15 protein-coding genes are annotated in these 16,394 nt (G+C 70.6%); 7 read left to right on the top strand and 8 right to left on the bottom strand.

The genetic code is table 11. The features are described from left to right. Nucleotides 1-19 precede the first annotated feature (19 nt). From IEZ31_RS27000 to IEZ31_RS27015, 4 genes are all read right to left on the bottom strand, one after another. The gene (locus IEZ31_RS27000) at nucleotides 20-817 is read right to left on the bottom strand and encodes an alpha/beta fold hydrolase (protein WP_190252787.1); all 798 of its coding nucleotides are present in this window, start codon (nucleotides 815-817) and stop codon (nucleotides 20-22) included. Continuing rightward, entirely contained in the window at nucleotides 817-2,364 is a 1,548-nt protein-coding gene (locus IEZ31_RS27005) for an alpha/beta fold hydrolase (protein ID WP_190252788.1), read from the bottom strand. Before IEZ31_RS27005 ends, IEZ31_RS27000 begins: the two co-directional genes overlap by 1 nt. Nucleotides 2,365-2,435: 71 nt before the next feature. After that, nucleotides 2,436-3,413 carry a VOC family protein gene (locus tag IEZ31_RS27010; RefSeq protein WP_190252789.1) on the bottom strand — a complete coding sequence of 326 codons (978 nt, stop codon included), beginning with the start codon at nucleotides 3,411-3,413 and terminating at the stop codon, nucleotides 2,436-2,438. Nucleotides 3,414-3,486: 73 nt separating this feature from the next. Continuing rightward, entirely contained in the window at nucleotides 3,487-4,341 is an 855-nt protein-coding gene (locus tag IEZ31_RS27015) for a VOC family protein (RefSeq protein ID WP_190252790.1), read from the bottom strand. Nucleotides 4,342-4,436: 95 nt separating this feature from the next. On the opposite strand from IEZ31_RS27015, the gene IEZ31_RS27020 reads away from it, so the two are divergent. The 3 genes from IEZ31_RS27020 to IEZ31_RS27030 all read left to right on the top strand — a co-directional run bounded on the left by IEZ31_RS27020 (nucleotide 4,437) and on the right by IEZ31_RS27030 (nucleotide 8,900). After that, entirely contained in the window at nucleotides 4,437-5,957 is a 1,521-nt protein-coding gene (locus IEZ31_RS27020; protein WP_229835877.1) for an FAD-dependent oxidoreductase, read from the top strand. A gap of 91 nt (nucleotides 5,958-6,048) precedes the next feature. Then, nucleotides 6,049-7,389, top strand: a complete 1,341-nt coding sequence (locus IEZ31_RS27025; RefSeq protein ID WP_229835878.1) for a CaiB/BaiF CoA transferase family protein — start codon at nucleotides 6,049-6,051, stop codon at nucleotides 7,387-7,389. Between the two features lie 17 nt (nucleotides 7,390-7,406). After that, complete coding sequence (locus IEZ31_RS27030; RefSeq protein ID WP_190252791.1) at nucleotides 7,407-8,900, top strand: dihydroorotase; 1,494 nt, start codon at nucleotides 7,407-7,409, stop codon at nucleotides 8,898-8,900. Nucleotide 8,901: 1 nt separating this feature from the next. Here IEZ31_RS27030 and IEZ31_RS27035 read toward each other — a convergent pair whose 3' ends face one another. After that, entirely contained in the window at nucleotides 8,902-9,738 is an 837-nt protein-coding gene (locus IEZ31_RS27035; RefSeq protein WP_190252792.1) for an HpcH/HpaI aldolase/citrate lyase family protein, read from the bottom strand. A gap of 408 nt (nucleotides 9,739-10,146) precedes the next feature. On the opposite strand from IEZ31_RS27035, the gene IEZ31_RS27040 reads away from it, so the two are divergent. Genes IEZ31_RS27040 through IEZ31_RS27055 form a run of 4 tightly spaced genes read left to right on the top strand, consistent with a single transcriptional unit; the run spans nucleotide 10,147 to nucleotide 13,874 of the window. After that, nucleotides 10,147-10,851: an SDR family oxidoreductase gene (locus tag IEZ31_RS27040; RefSeq protein WP_268241692.1), complete on the top strand. Its 705-nt coding sequence runs from the start codon at nucleotides 10,147-10,149 to the stop codon at nucleotides 10,849-10,851. A 39-nt stretch (nucleotides 10,852-10,890) separates the two neighbouring features. Next, nucleotides 10,891-11,967: a nitrilase-related carbon-nitrogen hydrolase gene (locus IEZ31_RS27045; protein ID WP_190252794.1), complete on the top strand. Its 1,077-nt coding sequence runs from the start codon at nucleotides 10,891-10,893 to the stop codon at nucleotides 11,965-11,967. Between the two features lie 13 nt (nucleotides 11,968-11,980). Further along, nucleotides 11,981-13,411, top strand: a complete 1,431-nt coding sequence (locus tag IEZ31_RS27050) for an aldehyde dehydrogenase family protein (RefSeq protein ID WP_190252795.1) — start codon at nucleotides 11,981-11,983, stop codon at nucleotides 13,409-13,411. A 37-nt stretch (nucleotides 13,412-13,448) separates the two neighbouring features. Then, nucleotides 13,449-13,874, top strand: coding sequence for a DUF3598 family protein (locus IEZ31_RS27055; protein ID WP_190252796.1), 426 nt, complete (start codon nucleotides 13,449-13,451; stop codon nucleotides 13,872-13,874). Between the two features lie 131 nt (nucleotides 13,875-14,005). On the opposite strand, the gene IEZ31_RS27060 is transcribed toward IEZ31_RS27055, so the two are convergent. From IEZ31_RS27060 to IEZ31_RS27070, 3 genes are all read right to left on the bottom strand, one after another. Next, entirely contained in the window at nucleotides 14,006-14,467 is a 462-nt protein-coding gene (locus IEZ31_RS27060) for a DUF3598 family protein (RefSeq protein ID WP_190252797.1), read from the bottom strand. Continuing rightward, entirely contained in the window at nucleotides 14,464-15,522 is a 1,059-nt protein-coding gene (locus tag IEZ31_RS27065; RefSeq protein WP_190252798.1) for an ABC transporter substrate-binding protein, read from the bottom strand. Before IEZ31_RS27065 ends, IEZ31_RS27060 begins: the two co-directional genes overlap by 4 nt. A gap of 47 nt (nucleotides 15,523-15,569) precedes the next feature. Then, the coding region (locus tag IEZ31_RS27070) for an ABC transporter permease (RefSeq protein WP_190252799.1) at nucleotides 15,570-16,394 on the bottom strand (825 nt) is incomplete at its 5' end.

Consider the following 16,394-nt stretch of genomic DNA (forward strand, 5'->3'; position numbering starts at 1 on the left):
CCCAGGCCTGTGGCCCTTGCTACGGCACGTCGAAGAAGTCGCGCAGCAGTTCGGCGAACTCCTCGGTCCGCACGTCCAGCAGGCCGTGTCCCCAGCCGGGCAGTTCGCGCAACTCCCCCCGGGCGACCAGCGCGCGTGAGCGCAGGGTCGGTTCCCGCAGGTCGTCGTCCGGGCACAGCACCAGCACCGGCTGGGTCACCTGCGGCAGGTACGTCCGGTGCGGATAGGCGAAAGCGGCGCGGTAACCCCAGTGCCGACGGGTCCCGCCGCGTTGCTGCTCGCCGAACTCGCGGTCGATCAGATCCAGGCGCTGCCCGGGGCCACGCCAGCGCAGCAGCCCGCGCCAGTGATCGAGGAGGTGACCGCCGTCCTCCCGGGGCGTGTACTCCACGGCGAGGGTGTCGCGCTGGTGCGCCTCCTCGTCAGGGGTGTAGCTGGGGGCTGAGATGAGGGTCAGCCGGTGCACGCGGCGCGGCTGCGCCAGCGCGAGCGCCACGGCGATCTTGGAGCCGGTGTGGTAGCCGAGGAGGTCGACGCTGTCCCAGCCGAAATGGTCCATGACCCGCTCCATCGCCTCGGCGAAGTAGGGGATCGTCGGGGCCGACGCGGGACCGTCGCTCGCGCCGTAGCCAGGCGTGTCGGGCGCGATCGCGACGCGGTCCTCCCCCATCGCGCCCAGCAGCGCCTCGTACATCCGCCCCGAGCCGGGCGTGAGATGCAAACAGAGCAGCGGCCGCCGACCGGCCTCGCCGGCGACCCGGACGTGGATCTGACCGTCCGGGCCGTCGAGGTACGCCCGGCGGACCCGCGCGCCCATCAGCCGTCCACCGCATCGAGTGCGGCCAGGATCGCCGGCGCGTCGGCGGCGATGCCGGCGGGCGGGGCGTCCTGCGCCGGGTCGACGAAGGCGAGCGGGTCCGGGTGTGGCGCACCGGCGAGCAGCGGCACCCGGCCGCCGGCCGCACGCGCCGGGCTCCGCGTCGCGCGCAGTGCGACGGCGTACGTGTCGCAGGCCTTCACCAGGTCGAGCACCCGCGCCTGGCACACCGCGAGGTCGACCGACGGCCCGGAGCGGCCGGTCGCCGCGGGGGTGCGCCGCAACGCATGATCGCGCAGCAGGTGCCAGGCGCGAACCAGATGCAGTCCGAGTGGGTCCGGGGCGAGATCGGGCAGGTCCGTCGCGGCAGGTTCACCGGCGATCACCGCGGCATGGACCCGCTCGGGCGCCCGCGTCGCGATCCCGGCCGCGATGCCGGCCCCGGCGCCCGCCCCGTAGAGGTCGAACTCGTCGAGCCCGAGTCCGTCCAGCCCGGCGAGCACCGCCTCCACCATGGAGGTCCGGTCGGTGGCGGTGCCGAGCTGGGAGTCGGCGGTGCCCGGCAGGTCGATCGCGAGTGCCAGGCGGCTCGCGCCCGCCGGTACGAGCAGCCAGTCCAGCGCGGCACCGGACGCCGGTGCGGGTGGCAGGAGGACCAGCGGGCGTCCGCCCCGGCCGGCCGACCGCAGGTGCAGCTCGGCGTCGCCGGCGACCGCGAAGCCGCGGGCCACCCCAACCGGCGTCCGGTCCGCGCCGTCCAGCGTCGGCGGCGCCGCGGCCGGGGCGTCGGGTACTGCCGCGGAGTGCGCCGTCACGTGCTCGGCGAGCACCCGGGCCAGTGCCGCGTCGTCGCTTCCGCCCGGGCGGTGCCGGACGACCCGGACGTCGCCACCCAGGGACGGGATGCGCTCCAGCTGAGCGAACAGCGGGTCATGCTCCGACGCGACCACCACGGTGGGCACGCCGACCCGACGGAGCAACGGCAGCGGATCGCAGGCGAACGCCGCCTGGTACGCCAGGGGGTAGTGCTCTCCGGCCACGAGCATGCCGACGGTCAGCTCGTGCAGGTCGCGCGGAGACGGCATCGGGGTCGCGTAGCGCGCCTCCTCCAGTTCCCGGTACCAGGGCCAGAACAGGTACATGTTGCGGACCTGCTGCCAGGCGGCGAGCAGGTGGGTACCGTCGCCACGGAGCGCGAACGTCGGGGTGTAGTGCTCACGCAGATCGGCCCGCTCGGCGTCGGTGGCCACGCCGACACCGTCGAGCAGGAGCGAGGCGACGCCGGCCGGGCGCGTCACCGCGTACGACAGCGCGACCTTCGCCCCGGTGTGCGTGCCGTAGAGGTGGACCCGGTCGAGACCGAGCCCGTCGAGGGTCTCCCCGAGCGCCCGGCCGAAGTCGGCGATCTCCGGCTCGGGCTCGGCAAGCGGGTCCGAGTCGCCGTGCCCGGGTGTGTCGATGGCGTAGACGGTGAACGACTGCGCCAGCCGCTCGCCCAACGCGGTCAGCGTCGCCGACCCGGAGGGCGATGCGTGCAGCAGGACCACCGGCTGTCCCCGCCCCGATCGCCGGTAGTGCACCCGGCGTCCACTATGGAGCGTGAGGAACTGCCGGCGCATCAGCCGGCCCGGCCCGCGGGCTGGAAGAGCTCGACCGCGATGCCGTTGGGCGTGTCGACGGCGGCGATGCGGGCCGTCCCGTGCAGTGGTGTGGTGGCCTCGAACGGGGCGCAGGTCACCGTGGCGCCGCTGGCCGTCGCGCGGGCCAGTGCCTGGTCCAGATCCCGGGTGCGCACGGACCATCCGGTGTGGCCGAGGTTGCGAGCCGGGCGCTGCCGAGCGCGGCGATCGACTCCACGCGGGTTGTCCGCCACGTGGGTGATCTCGATGCGCGCCGTGCTGCCGTCGGCGGCGGAGACGAAGGCGAGGCGCATGCGGGTGCCGGCCGGCAGGTCCGCCATCGCCTCCAGGCCGGGCGAGCTGAACTCCACGTCGTACCAGACCGACATGCCGAGCCCTTCAGCCCCCCAGAACCGCAGCTCCGCGTCGAAGTCCGGGACGTGGCAGACGACCGAGGTGAGCTCGGTGTACGGCCGCGCCGGATCGGCGTCCCAGGCCGCCGTGTCGCGCGCGTTCGCCGGTTGGACGAAGACCACGTCGGTGCCGTCCGGTGCGAGACAGAATCCCTCGGTGACCGGCACGACCTTGTTCCCGAGCGGCACTTCGAACGTGGCGGGACGGCTGGCCCACGGATATCCGGCCGCGACGAGCTGGTCGTGCGTCGCCTCGATGTCCTTGGTGTAGACGTCGATGCCGGCGAGGCCGAGATCGAGCGTGTGCGGATGCTCGGCGTCAGCCGGCGGCTCGCCGACGCGGACGAGGTGGATGCGGCCCGATGCCGCGCCGGCCGCCGTGAGCAGCTTGGCCTCGACCGGACCGACACCGGCCCCCCAGAGCCGGGTCGCGTCCTCGGCGGGCACCGTGCCCTCGGCCGTAACCTCGAAGCCGAGTTGACCGCAGAACAGGTCCAGATGCGGTGCGAAGTCACTGACTCCGACGACCGCCGCCGTCACCCCACCGACCAATGGGTCGCTCATTTGCGCTCCTTCGTCACACCTTGGGCAAGCTGAGTACCGAGCATGCGTCCCAGCGTCATCGCCGGCGCCACGCTCATGCCGCCGACGCAGTTGTCGCGGCCTCGTCCGGCCGCAGCGCGATCTCCAATCCGGCCGGCCCACGCAGCCAGGTGGCGTCGACCGCCGTGGCGCCCGCACCGAGCAGCGCCGCACGGGTCGCCTCGACGTCGTCGGCCGCGAAGATCAGCCGGCGCAGGCCCAGCTGCCGCTGCGACTCGTCGGCGGCGCTGACACCGCGGAAGGACATGATCTCCAGCCTCGCCGGCGCCTGGTCCTTCGGGACCAGGAAGGTCAGGCGCAGCGACGCCTCGGCCGGCATCCCGACCATCCGGTCGAACGGATCGCCGGACATCTCGCCCTCGAAGAGGACGCTCAGCCCGCCGGCCCGGACGAAGAAGTCGACTGCCGCGTCGTGGTCGGCCGGCACGATGACCGCGGTGTGGAGTTCGCCGTGGCGGCGCTGCGGGTCCCGCTCCAGGGCAGGGCTCGGCCGATGCGCCGCGCCGGCCTGGGGCATGGTCCACCAGACGCCGTCGGTGCCCAGCGCGACGCACTCGGTGAGGTGGGCGCTGCCGTACGGATACGTCACACTCGGGCGTGCCCGGCCGCCGGCGTCGTCGATGCCGCGGATCGAGGCGGCGAGGTCACGGGAGTACATGCCGAGCAGGCGCGGGCCGATGTCCCACACCTGCGGATCCGGCAGCACTCGCGCCGCGGCGGGCGCCGGCACCAGTCGCAGCCGGCCGGTCGCGACCCCGGCGACCCCGAGCAGCGCGTTGTCGCTGGTTCGCTCGATCACGTCGAGATCGAACGCCGTAGTGTGGAAGTCGACCGACGCCTGGACGTCGCGGCACGCCACGACCGCCTCCAGCACTCGTCCGAGTGGCATGATTCACTCCTGTTCCGAATTGTGGAACATCGTTTCAGCAACGTACTGCACCCCGCCGAGGCACGTCAACGTACGCGGCCGGCGGCGTTGTCGCCGTGCGCGGCGCCACCTATAGTCCGAACGAAACGCCGTTTCAATCCGGACGCGGCGGGCATCCGAGGAGAGGCGTAGACGTGGCATTCGACGACCTGGCTTTCGACGTCGTCGTTGTCGGCGCCGGCACAGCCGGCATCCCGTGCGCGATCGAGGCTTCCCAGGCCGGCGCGCGGGTGCTGCTGGTCGAGAAGGACAGCCGGATCGGCGGCACGCTGCACCGCTCGGGCGGTCACATGTGCGCCGCCGGCACCCGGCGGCAACGCGACCGCGGCATCGACGACTCGGTCGAGGATCACCTCGCCGACGTGCGTCGCATCAGCCGGGGCACCGCCCGCGACGACCTGGTCCGGATCGTGGTCGGCAATGCGGCCGAGACGGTCGAATGGCTCGACCGGCACGGCTTCCGGTACGCGAGCGAGACACCGCGAATCGTCTACGGTCACGAGCCGTACCGGATCGCCCGCACCTACTACGGCCCGGATGAGGGGCGCTCGATCCTCGCCGTCTACGAACCGCTCCTGGACGAGGCGATCCGCACCGGACGCTTGACGCTGTGGCGCAACGCGCCGGTCATCGGGCTCCACGCGGACCCCGATGGTGCGGTGACCGGCGTGACGGTGCTCAAGGACGGCCGGGACGTCGAGGTGAACACGGGTGCGGTCGTCCTTGCCACGGGCGGCTTTGCCGCCGACGCCGAGCTCTTCGCCGAGTTCGAGGGCGCCAGGCTGGTCTCTGCGGCGCACCCGACCTCGACGGGAGACGGGCTCGTGCTGGCGCGTGAACTCGGTGCCGGGATCCAGGGCCGCGGCTCCTATCTGCCCTCCTTCGGCGGGCTTCCGGACGCGACCACTCCGGGCCGGGCGAACTGGGCCGACCGGCAGTTGCTCGTGACGGCCGAACGGCCACCGGTGGAGATCTACGTCGATCGGCGCGGCCGGCGCTGGGTGGCCGAGGACGAGATCTCCATCGACGAGAAGGAACGCGCGCTGACGAAGATCGAGGACCAGACCTTCTGGACCGTCTTCGACGACGCCATGTTGGAGTCCACGCGCACAGGGCCCGCGATGGTGGTCGGCTGGTCGCCCGACGACGTGCGAGCCCGGGCGAACGACCGCGAGGGCGTGCACAGCGCCGCGGATCTGCCCGCCCTGGCCGGCGCGACCGGGATCGACCCGGCCGGCCTGGTGGCGACGGCCGAACGCTACAACACGTTTGTCGCCGCCGGTGCCGACGCGGACTTCGGCCGCACGCACCTGCCGATGCCGTTCGGTCGCGGGCCGTACTATGCCATCCGCAACCACGGCATCGCCCTGGTCACCTTCGCCGGCCTCGACATCGACGAGACGTTCCAGGTGCGCCGCGAGGACGGCGCGCCGCTTCCCAACCTGTATGCCGTCGGCGAGATCATCGGCGCCGCCGCGACGTGCGGCCAGAGCTTCTGCTCCGGGATGCTGGTGACGCCGTCGATCACGTTCGGCCGGCTGCTGGGTCGGCGGCTGGCCGCGGCCACGGCCGGCTGATCGCCCGTGCCGGTCGCTTGGCATCGCCCACGGCCGGGGCATCTCGGGTCCGGCCGGCCGGTCACACCCCGGTCGGCGCAGGGTTGCCGGCGTGGCGACCACATCGCGGCGATCTCCTCGCCGCGCCGGAGGCCGGCCACATCACGTTGCCTCTTGGCCGCCTCTTGCAGCCTCGATTAGGATCACCGAAACGGTGTTTCAATTGCCGGAACATTCTCGGCCAGCACAAGGACGTGATACACACATGATGCCGCTCGAGGGCTTGCGGGTGCTCGATGCCTCCACCATCCTCGCCGGACCGTTGTGCTGCCGGATACTCGGTGACTTCGGTGCCGACGTCATCAAGATCGAGCATCCGCGGTACGGCGACAGCATGCGCGGGCACGGCCACCAGAAGGACGGCGTTCCCGTGTGGTGGAAGGAGATCAGCCGCAACAAGCGGACGGTCGGCCTCGATCTGGGCAAGCCCGAGGGGGCCGGACTGTTCCTGCGCCTGGCCGCCACCGCCGACGTCGTGGTGGAGAACTTCCGCCCGGGCACGCTGGAGCGCTGGGGTGTCGGGCCGCAGCAGCTCCACGAGGTGAATCCCGGACTGGTCATCGTCCGCGTCACCGGGTTCGGCCAGACCGGGCCCTACGCACACCGGGCCGGCTTCGGCACCCTGGCCGAGGCAATGAGCGGGTTCGCCGCGATGACGGGCGACCCGGACGGCCCGCCGACCCTGCCCTCGTTCGGACTGGCGGACAGCATCTGTGGCATCGCGGCGTCGTCGGCCACGCTGATGGCGTTGCGCCACCGTGACCAGCACGGCTCGGGGCAGGTGGTGGATCTCAGCATCCTCGAACCGATCATGACCGCGGTGGGTCCGGCCGCGACGGTCTACGACGTGCTCGGGATCGTGGCCGAGCGCCACGGCAACCGATCGACGAACAACGCCCCGCGCAACACCTACCGCACCAGCGACGGCTCATGGGTTGCCATCTCGACCAGCGCCCAACGCATCGCCGAGCGGGTGCTGCGGCTCGTCGGGCACCCGGAGGTGATCGACGAGCCGTGGTTCAAGTCCGGCCGGGAGCGGGCCGAGCACGTGGACCTGCTCGACGCCTACGTCGGCGACTGGGTCGGCCGACGGACCCGTGCCGAGGTGCTCGAGGCGTTCGAGGAGGCCGGGGCAGCGATCGCGCCGGTCTACGACGCCAAGGACATCGTCGCGGACCCGCACATCCGGCAGGCGGAGATGCTGACCAGTGTGGACGACGAGGACTTCGGTCCGATGCTGATGCACAACGTGATGTGGCGGATGTCGGCCTCGCCGGGTCACATCCGCTTCACCGGGCGCCCGCTCGGCGCCGACACCGATGCCGTCTTCGGCGAGCTGGGCTGCTCGCCGCAGGAGCTAGCCACCCTCCGCGAAGCGGGAATCGTGGCGTGACCAAGGAGCCAAACCCCATGCCGACCCCAGACCCAGCGCCGACCCTTGACCTGATCGTGAAGAACGTCCGCGTCGTGCGTCCCGATCACGCCACGACACCCACGCTCGATCTCGGCATCGCCGGTGGTCGGTTCGTCCGGCTGGAGCCGGAGATCGACGCCGCCGAGGCGGCCCAGGTCGTCAACGGCCGCGGCCGGCTCGCGTTTCCCGGGGTCGTCGACGTGCATCAGCACTGGGGCATCTACAACCATCTCAGCGAGGACGCCCGCTCGGAGAGCCGGGCCGCCGCGCAGGGCGGCGTGACCAGCGGCATCACCTACCTGCGAACCGGTCAGTACTACCTCAACCGGACCGGCCCCTACGCCGAGGTCTTCCCCGAGGCGCTGCGGGCCACCAAGGACAACGCCTTCATCGACTACGGCTTCCACCTCGCGCCCATCCTCAAGCAGCACATCGACGAGATCCCGGACCTCATCGGCGAGTTCGGCGTGCCGTCCTTCAAGATCTTCATGTTCTACGGCACCCACGGCCTGCACGGCCGGTCCGCCTCGCAGAACTCGTTCCTCATGATTCCCGAGGACGAATCCTACGACTACGCGCACTTCGAGTTCGTCATGCGCGCGATCCAGCGGGCCCGCGAGGACGACCGGTTCCGGGACCTGGCCGACTCGATCTCACTGTCGCTGCACTGCGAGACGGCCGAGATCATGCGGGCCTACACCAAGATCGTGGAAGAGGAGGGGGTGCTCACGGGGCTCGAGGCGTACAGCGCGTCGCGGCCGCCGCACTCCGAGGGTCTGGCCATCACGATCGCCGCGTACCTGGCCCACGAGACCGCGCTGCCGACGATCAACCTGCTGCACCTCTCCTCGGCCAAGGCGATCGAGGCAGCGATGCTGATGGCCCAGACCTTCCCGCACGTCGACTTCCGCCGTGAGGTCACCATCGGCCACCTGCTCGCGGACATTCACACCGCGAGCGGCATCGGCGGCAAGGTGAACCCGCCGCTGCGCCCCCGCGAGGACGTCGAGGCGCTCTGGCGTCACGTGCTCGCCGGCGACTTCTCGTGGGTGACCAGCGACCATGCGTGCTGCCGGGACGAGGCGAAGTTCGGCGAGCCGCGCGAGAACGTCTTCCTCGCCAAGTCGGGCTTCGGCGGTGCCGAATACCTGCTGCCGGGGCTGATCAGCGAGGGGCGCAAGCGCGGCCTGCCGGACCAGCAGATCGCCCAGCTCACGGCATGGAACCCGGCGCAGCGCTTCGGTCTGCACACCAAGGGAACGATCGCGACCGGCTACGACGCGGACTTCTGCCTCGTCGACGACTCGGTGTCCTACGTGGTGCGCGCAACCGACTCCGAGTCGACCCAGGAGTACACGCCGTTCGAGGGCTTCGAGCTCACCGCCCGAGTCACCGACACGTTCCTGCGCGGCGAGGCCGTCCTGGCCGACGGCCAGATCGTGGGCCGGCCCAGGGGTCAGTACCTGCACCGGCCCACCGCCCGCCGGTAGCTCAGGCGCCGTGGCCCGCCGCACGCGCCAGCAGGCGGCGGGCCTGGCGGACGACCGCCTCGTCCACCATCCGGCCACGCGCGTCCACCACCACGCCACCGCTGGCCGCCTCGAAGCGGGCGATCAGGTCGCGGGCGCGATCCACCTCTTCGGCGCCGGGCGTGAAGACCTCATTCACCACGGAGATCTGGGCAGGGTGGATACAGGCCCGGCCGACGTAACCCAGCCGCGCCAGGGCCGTCGTGGACGCTCGCAGCGCCCCGAGGTCGGTGAAGTCGGTCGAGACCGGAGCCGCTGGAGGGTCGATTCCGGCAGCCGCGGAGGCGAGCACGATCTGCGATCGCACCAGGAGCAGTTCACGCTCGTCCCCCTGCGGGCTCACCCCGAGGTCGGCACGCAGGTCGGCCTCGCCGAGCTGGAGCCTGACCACCCGTGGCGCGGCCGCGATCGCCGGCGCGCGCATGACCGCCGCGGCGGACTCCAGCAGCGGCACGACCGCCGTCGACGAACCCATCGAACCCAGCAACGCGTCGAGCGCCTCGACCTCTGCCGGCGACTCGCACTTCGCCACGACCAGACCACGCACCGCCGGCGCGGCGGCCACGGCACGCACGTCGTCGTCGCGCAGCGGCCCTGGATTGACGCGCACCCAGATCTCGACGTCGCCCGGCTGCACCGTGGTGACCCATTCGGCGACGGCGGCACGGGCCGCGGCCTTGCCCCCCGGTGGTACCGCATCCTCCAGGTCCACGATGAGCGCGTCGGCTCCGCGGGAGAGTGCGCGGTCCAGCTTCGCCGGGGCGTCACCCGGCACGTACAGGTACGATCGTGCGGTCATCCCGACGTGACCCCGACCTTGCTCAGCACGTCACGGCGCCTTCCCCGGTCCGTGCGGCGACCGCGGTGCCCGGCCCGCCGGGCTGACGCCGGCCCGCCCGAGGTCCTCGATCCCTCCCGCTCGGCATGCGGAGGCACGGAACCGTCCACGCGGGGATCCTCGAATGTGACGACGTCGGCACCGAGGCCGGCCGGGCGGAGACGGGCGGCGATCTGCACGTCCTCGCGCGGCTTCACGGCCTGGCCCGATCAGGTTCCAGCAGCATGACTCTGATTCACTCCTGTCGATCTCATACCGCGATGCGACCGGCCAGTCTCCCTTGACATGACACCTGCCGTATCCGAGACTGGCCAAACTAGAAACGATGTTTCGCTATCTGGAACATTCCTGTCAAGCCCGGGAGGCCTGATGCGATCGGCACTGGTGACCGGAGGTGGCTCTGGTATCGGCGCCGCCGTGGCAAAGTCGTTGAGCGCCGCCGGTTATGGCGTCGTCTGCGTCGGCCGCCGGCTGGAGCGGGTCGAGGAGATCGCCGCCGAGATCAGTGACGCCGGAGGCCGGGCGCTGGCGCGCGCGGTGGACGTGCGTTCCCCCGACCAGGTCGACCGGGCGGTCGCCGACACGGTGGCCGAGTTCGGGCGGCTGGATCTGCTGGTGAACAATGCCGGCGTCTTCCGCAAGGACGAACTGGTCGCACTCTCCGACGACGACTGGCTGGACACCATCGGGGCCAACCTCAACGGCGCCTTCTACTGCGCCCGCGCCGCCGCCCGGCAGATGCTCAGCCAGGAACCGCGGCACGGCGCCCGCGGACAGGTGATCAACGTGAACTCCGGCGCCGGCCTGCGCGGGTATCCCACCGGCGCGGCGTACTCCGCCTCCAAGTTCGGACTGCTCGGCCTCTCCGACACGATGCGGCAGGAGTTGAGCGAGCGGCTCATCAAGGTGACCGACCTCGTCGTCGCCGCGATGGTGCAGAGCGAGCTCTCCAATCGCCGCCAGGTGGTGCGCCTGCCCGCTTCCGTGGTCGGAACGCTGGTCACCGCGCTGGCCGCTGTCGAGGGAGCCGGCGTGGTGACCCGCCTGGATCTCGGGCAACTGCCCGCCGAGTAGTACGACAGCACGACAAACAGCCGACCGAAACGAGGTGCGATGCAGCCGAACCGCGGTGCCGAGCCGAGCGAGGAGTCAACGTCCACGACCGGAGGCCCGGTCTACCGTGCCGTGGCCCTGCAGACGGCGTGCCACGCTGTCAACGCGGCCCCGGACACACGCGCGGCGCGAGACATGATGGCGGCCGCCATCGATCGCATCGGTGTCCAGATCGCCGCCACCAAGCGGACACTCGGACCGTCGTTGCGACTGGTGGTGCTGCCCGAGTACGTGCTGACCGGGCATCCCATGGGCGAGCCGCTCAGCGAGTGGGCGCAACGGGCCGCCCTCGACCCGGCCGGGCCCGAGTACGCCCGGCTCGGCGAGATCAGCCGGGACCAGAACGTGTACCTGTGCGTGAACGGGTACGAGCTGGACGAGCACTTCCCGGGCGCCTACTTCCAAGCCTCGGTCGTGCTCGACCCGAACGGCGCGGTCGTGCTGCGGTACCGGCGGCTCAACTCCATGTTCGCGGTGACCCCGCACGACGTGCTCGATCGGTATGTCTCCATCTACGGCGAGGAGGCGCTCTTCCCGGTCGCCGACACCGAGATCGGCCGGTTGGCGGCCATCGCCTCCGAGGAGATCCTCTTCCCGGAGGTCGCCCGCTGCCTCGCCATGCGCGGCGCGGAGGTGTTCCTGCACAGCTCCTCCGAGGTCGGCAGCGCCCTGCTCTCGCCGAAGAACGTGGCCAAGCTCGCCCGGGCCATCGAGAACGGCGCCTACGTGGTGTCGGCCAACACCGCCGGCCTCTTCGGCATCGGCCTGCCGCCCGCCTCCGGCGACGGCGGGAGCAAGATCATCGACCACCGTGGCCTGGTGCTGGCCGCCGCCGCCCAGGGTGAGTCGATGGTCGCCAACGCGGAGATCGACCTGGTCGCGCTGCGCCGGGCCCGCCGCGCGCCGTCGATGGAGAACCTGTTGCCGCGACAGCGGTTCGAGCTGTACGCGTCCAGCTACGCCAAGACCTCGTTCTACCCGCCGAACACGGTCACCGTCGGCGAGACGCAACGGGAGCACTTCTACGTCACCCAGCGCGCCACCATTCAACGGCTCTCCGAGGCCGGAATCATCTGACGTGGAGTACGCCATGCCCACCACCATTGCGGTCCGCAATCCCAGGACCGGAACGGACGACTACACCATCACCGCGGCCGACGGGGAACAGATCCGCGCGATCGCGCAGCGCCTCCGCGGCGCACAACGGCACTGGCTCGAACTGGGGGTCGAGGGGCGCATCGCCCGCCTCGACGCCTTCAAGCAGGTGGTGATCGCGAACCGCGACGAACTGCAGGAGGCACTGGAGACCGACACCGGCCGGCGCTGGGTGTCGGCACTGGAGGTCGACACGGTCGTCTCCAGCATCGACCGGTCGACCCAGTACGTACGGGCGGTCCTCGGTGACGAGACACCCACGGCGGTCCCCGGCGGGGTTCACGTCCGAGCGGCCGGGTTGCCCTACCCGCTGGTCGGGGTCATCTCTCCATGGAACTTCCCGCTCCAGCTCGCCCTCATCGACGCGGTTCCGGCGCTGCTTGCCGGCTGTGCCGTCCTCATCAAGCCCAGTGAGATCACGCCCAGATTCATCCCCGTGCTGCGCCGATGCCTGGCCGCGGTGCCGGACCTGGCCGCGGTGGTCGAGGTCGTCGAAGGCGCCGGTGAGACCGGGCAGCACGTGATCTCGGCGGCCGACGTCGTCTGCTTCACCGGCAGCGTGCGCACCGGTCAGGCGGTGGCCCGGGCCGCCGCCGAACGCTTCGTCCCGGCCTTCCTCGAGCTGGGTGGCAAGGATCCGGCCATCGTCACCGCCAGCGCGGACCTCGACGTCGCCAGCTCCGCGATCCTCTGGGGATCCACCATCAACAGCGGACACTCGTGCATGTCCATCGAGCGGGTCTACGTCGCCGCCGAGGTGTACGAACGGTTTGTGGCGCTGCTGGTCGAGAAGGCCGAGCGGGTCCGGCTGGCCCACCCCACGCCGGCGGACGGCGAGGTGGGACCGATCATCGCCGGCGCACAGGTCGGCATCATCGGCGAGCATCTCGCCGACGCCGTCGGCAAGGGGGCGACCGTGCGCACCGGCGGGACCGTGCAGACGCTCGACGGCGGGGCCTACCTGCGCCCGACCGTGCTCACCGGGGTGGACCACACCATGCGGGTGATGGTCGAGGAGACCTTCGGCCCGATCATCCCGGTGATGGCGTTCGGCACGGCGGACGAGGCGGTCGCGCTCGCCAACGACACCGAGTTCGGTCTCAGCGCCGCGGTCTTCGCCGGCGACGCCGGCGAGGCGGCGTTCATCGCGGAACGCATCGAAGCCGGTGGCATCAGCATCAACGACGTCTGCCTGACCGGGTTCTTCCAGGTCGGGGAGAAGAACGCGTTCAAACTGTCCGGGATGGGGCCCTCGCGAATGGGGCCTTCCTCGGTGCGGCGTTTCTTGCGACAGCGCACGCTCCTCTTCCGCGACGAGGCCCGCGTTCAACCGTGGTACTACGACGGCGCCGACGACGACGCCTGACCCAATGGAGGATCTCTTGCGCGCAGCGGTTCCAGGAATGCCCATCATTCAGGCCCACCTCGGCGAGTGGGAGGGCGAGTACATCCACGTCGACGCCGACGGGCAGATCATCGACCGGCACGCCTCGCACCTGCTGTGCACGGCTCCCGACGACGGCACGTACGACGTCCGCCAGGTGAACACGTACACCTGGGACGACGGCCGGCAGGCGCAGTTCGAGTTCTCCGGAGTCACCCGGGACGGCATCTGCTACTTCGACAACGACCGCATCAAGGGTGAGATGAGCCAGATCGACGAGCTGGTCATCATCCTCACCTGGTCGTACAAGGACGACATGTCGAACTATCTCTACGAGCTCATCCAGCTGTCCCGTGACGGCAAGCGCAAGTTCCGCACCTGGCACTGGATGGACAACGACCGGATCGTCAAGCGCACGCTCATCCGCGAGACCAAGAAGAGCTGATCCCCGCCCCGCAGCCCCGGTCGCCGGCCCGGCGACCGGGGCTGCGTCGTCTCCGGTCCGCCACGGACGATCCCGCCCCAGCGCAAGAGCCCCGGCCTCCGTGGGGAGGCCGGGGCTCGCACATTCGTGCGCTACTCGGCGGCGGCGCCGTCGAACCAGCGGTCCGGCTCGGCGCCGGGCACCCGTTCCTCGTCGATGACCGTCAACCGGGTAAGTTTGTCACCCTCGAAGTGCTGCCAGAGCCTGGTACGCCGCTCCCCCGACCGCATGGACAGCTCGACGATGCGCTCGCCGGGCCGATCGTGCCAGCCGAACGTGAACAGGATGCCCTGGTCGGCCGCGCGGACCGTGGACCCCCACATCCGGGTGTCCAGGAACCGCACGGAGTCGCCGTCGACGATCGCGTGGAAGCGCATCTCGTGCGGTTCCTGGCCGTCCTTGAGGTAGACGACCTTCTCCGTCCAGTCGGTGCCCTCCATCCGGCCCTCCTGGCGGCTGGCGAAGCGCTCGATCTGGGTGCCGTCCGGCTCGAGCAGCGTGTACGTGCCGTTCCAGACGCCGTGCATACCGGCGAGAATGTCCGCGATCGTCATGGCTTCACCGCCTTGGCCTCGGCGACCAGCGAGTCGATCACGACGTCGTCCAGGTTCGCCTTCTGCTTGATGACGCCCTCGGCGAGCAGAGACTCCTGCAGCTCGGCCCACCGCGCCTTGTCCACGGTCATCAGCTTGTCCTTGCCCGTGGCCGTGTACAACGGACGGACCAGGTCGAGCTGCCGCTGCGCCTCCTCGGGCTTGATCTCCCGGTTGTAGTTGCGGATGTACTCGATGGTCTTCTTGTCGTTCGCGGTGTCGAGCACGAACTCCAACCCGGCGTAGAACGCGGCCAGGACCTTGACCACGACCTCGCGGTTGGCGCTGAACTCCTCCTTGGTGGTGAAGTACGTGTCCGCCGGCACCGCGACGACGTCGTCGAACGCGAAGGACGACACGGGGGTGCCCGCCGCCTCCAGCGCCTTGCGCTCAGCCGCGCTGCCGACCCAGGCCACGATCTCGCCACGCTTGGCGAACTCGGCCGCCGCGACACCCAGCCCGACCACTTTCCGCTTGATCGACGCCGGGTCGATGCCCTCCTTCCGGGCCATCAACGTGATGAGGACGTCGGTGGTACCCCCGGCCGAGATGACGCCGAGGTTCTTGCCGGCGAGCTCGGCGACGGACTTGATGGGCTTGTCGGCCAGCGACTGCATCTCGAACGCGCTGCGCTGCACGGGCGTGCCGAAGGCCACGTACGGCGCGTTCTCGTTGGCGACCGCGGTGACGATGGAGATGGACTGGACGCGGGAGTAGTGGGTGGTCTTGGCAAGCACGCCCTGCAGGGCCTGCGGGGTGCCGGTCGACGAGATGACGTTCACGTCGAGGCCGAGCTTGCTGAAGAAGCCGGCCTCGCGGGCCACCATCTCGGGCGCGTTGCCCACGTTGTAGCCGAGCGCGGTCTGATAGGTCCGCTTGACCGTGGCCGCGGAGCCCGGAGCGGAAGACTTGTCGTCCTCACCACAGGCGGCCGCCAGGCCGACGACGGGTAACGCAATGCCGAACTTCGCGGCCAGGCCGAGCACGGCCCGCCGGTTCATGCCGGAACTTGCCATGGTGCTTCCTCTGCTTCTGTCGGGGTGGGGGTAAGAGACCGGCCGGGTCAGATCTGGTCCTCGCGGAGGACCCGCACCGACTCGTGCCAGGGGATGAGGAAGTACTTGAGCGCGACCACGATGCCGTACAGCACCAGGCCGTACGCCGCCATGAGCACGATGGAGCCGAACAGCATGTCGATCTGCAGGTTGTTCTGCAGGTTCAAGGCGTATCGACCGAGGCCCTTGTCTCCGCCGAGGTATTCGCCCACGATCGCGCCGATGGTGGCGAGCACGATCGCGACCTCCAGTCCGGCGAGGATGTAGGCCAGCGTGTACGGCAGCTCGATCCGGCCGAACCGGTACCACGTTCTGGCGCCGACCGAGGTGCCCATCTCCCTCAGGGAGCGGGGCAACGACTGGATGCCGAAGGCGGTGTTCGTCATGATCGGGAAGAACGACACGATCGCGGCGAGCGCGATCTTCGAGCCGGGCCCGAAGCCGAACCACAACACGAACAGCGGCGCGAGCGCGACCTTGGGCGTCACCTGCGTGGCCACGATGAAGGGCTTCAGCACCCGGGCCAGGACCCGCGACTTGCCGATCAGGAAGCCGAGTGTCACACCGATCACGATGGCGATCCCGAGCCCCCAGAGCGTCTCGGTGAAGGTGGCCCAGACGTGCACCTTCCAGATGTACGGATCGGTCACCTGCTCCTTGAGGGCCTCGAACACCGCGGCCGGGCCGGGGAGCACGAACGGTGAGACCCCGGTGATCGCGATGTACGCCTTCCAGATGAGGTACAGCAGCACCAGCACCAGCGGCGTGGACCACCAGACCAGCGATCGGTCGATGGCGCGGCGCCAGTTGCGGCCCGGCGGCTTCACGCCGGT

This window comes from Dactylosporangium sucinum (assembly GCF_014647515.1).
GTDB classification, from domain to species: Bacteria; Actinomycetota; Actinomycetes; order Mycobacteriales; family Micromonosporaceae; genus Dactylosporangium; species Dactylosporangium sucinum.

What these genes read in the sequence shown, in the direction of transcription:
- IEZ31_RS27065 (WP_190252798.1), bottom strand. Translation starts at nt 15,522, where the DNA reads ATGGCAAGTTCCGGCATGAACCGGCGGGCCGTGCTCGGCCTGGCCGCG.
- IEZ31_RS27055 (WP_190252796.1), top strand. Translation starts at nt 13,449, where the DNA reads ATGCCCATCATTCAGGCCCACCTCGGCGAGTGGGAGGGCGAGTACATC.
- IEZ31_RS27000 (WP_190252787.1), bottom strand. Translation starts at nt 817, where the DNA reads ATGGGCGCGCGGGTCCGCCGGGCGTACCTCGACGGCCCGGACGGTCAG.
- IEZ31_RS27060 (WP_190252797.1), bottom strand. Translation starts at nt 14,467, where the DNA reads ATGACGATCGCGGACATTCTCGCCGGTATGCACGGCGTCTGGAACGGC.
- IEZ31_RS27050 (WP_190252795.1), top strand. Translation starts at nt 11,981, where the DNA reads ATGCCCACCACCATTGCGGTCCGCAATCCCAGGACCGGAACGGACGAC.
- IEZ31_RS27015 (WP_190252790.1), bottom strand. Translation starts at nt 4,341, where the DNA reads ATGCCACTCGGACGAGTGCTGGAGGCGGTCGTGGCGTGCCGCGACGTC.
- IEZ31_RS27040 (WP_268241692.1), top strand. Translation starts at nt 10,147, where the DNA reads ATGCGATCGGCACTGGTGACCGGAGGTGGCTCTGGTATCGGCGCCGCC.
- IEZ31_RS27045 (WP_190252794.1), top strand. Translation starts at nt 10,891, where the DNA reads ATGCAGCCGAACCGCGGTGCCGAGCCGAGCGAGGAGTCAACGTCCACG.
- IEZ31_RS27010 (WP_190252789.1), bottom strand. Translation starts at nt 3,413, where the DNA reads ATGAGCGACCCATTGGTCGGTGGGGTGACGGCGGCGGTCGTCGGAGTC.
- IEZ31_RS27030 (WP_190252791.1), top strand. Translation starts at nt 7,407, where the DNA reads ATGCCGACCCCAGACCCAGCGCCGACCCTTGACCTGATCGTGAAGAAC.
- IEZ31_RS27035 (WP_190252792.1), bottom strand. Translation starts at nt 9,738, where the DNA reads ATGACCGCACGATCGTACCTGTACGTGCCGGGTGACGCCCCGGCGAAG.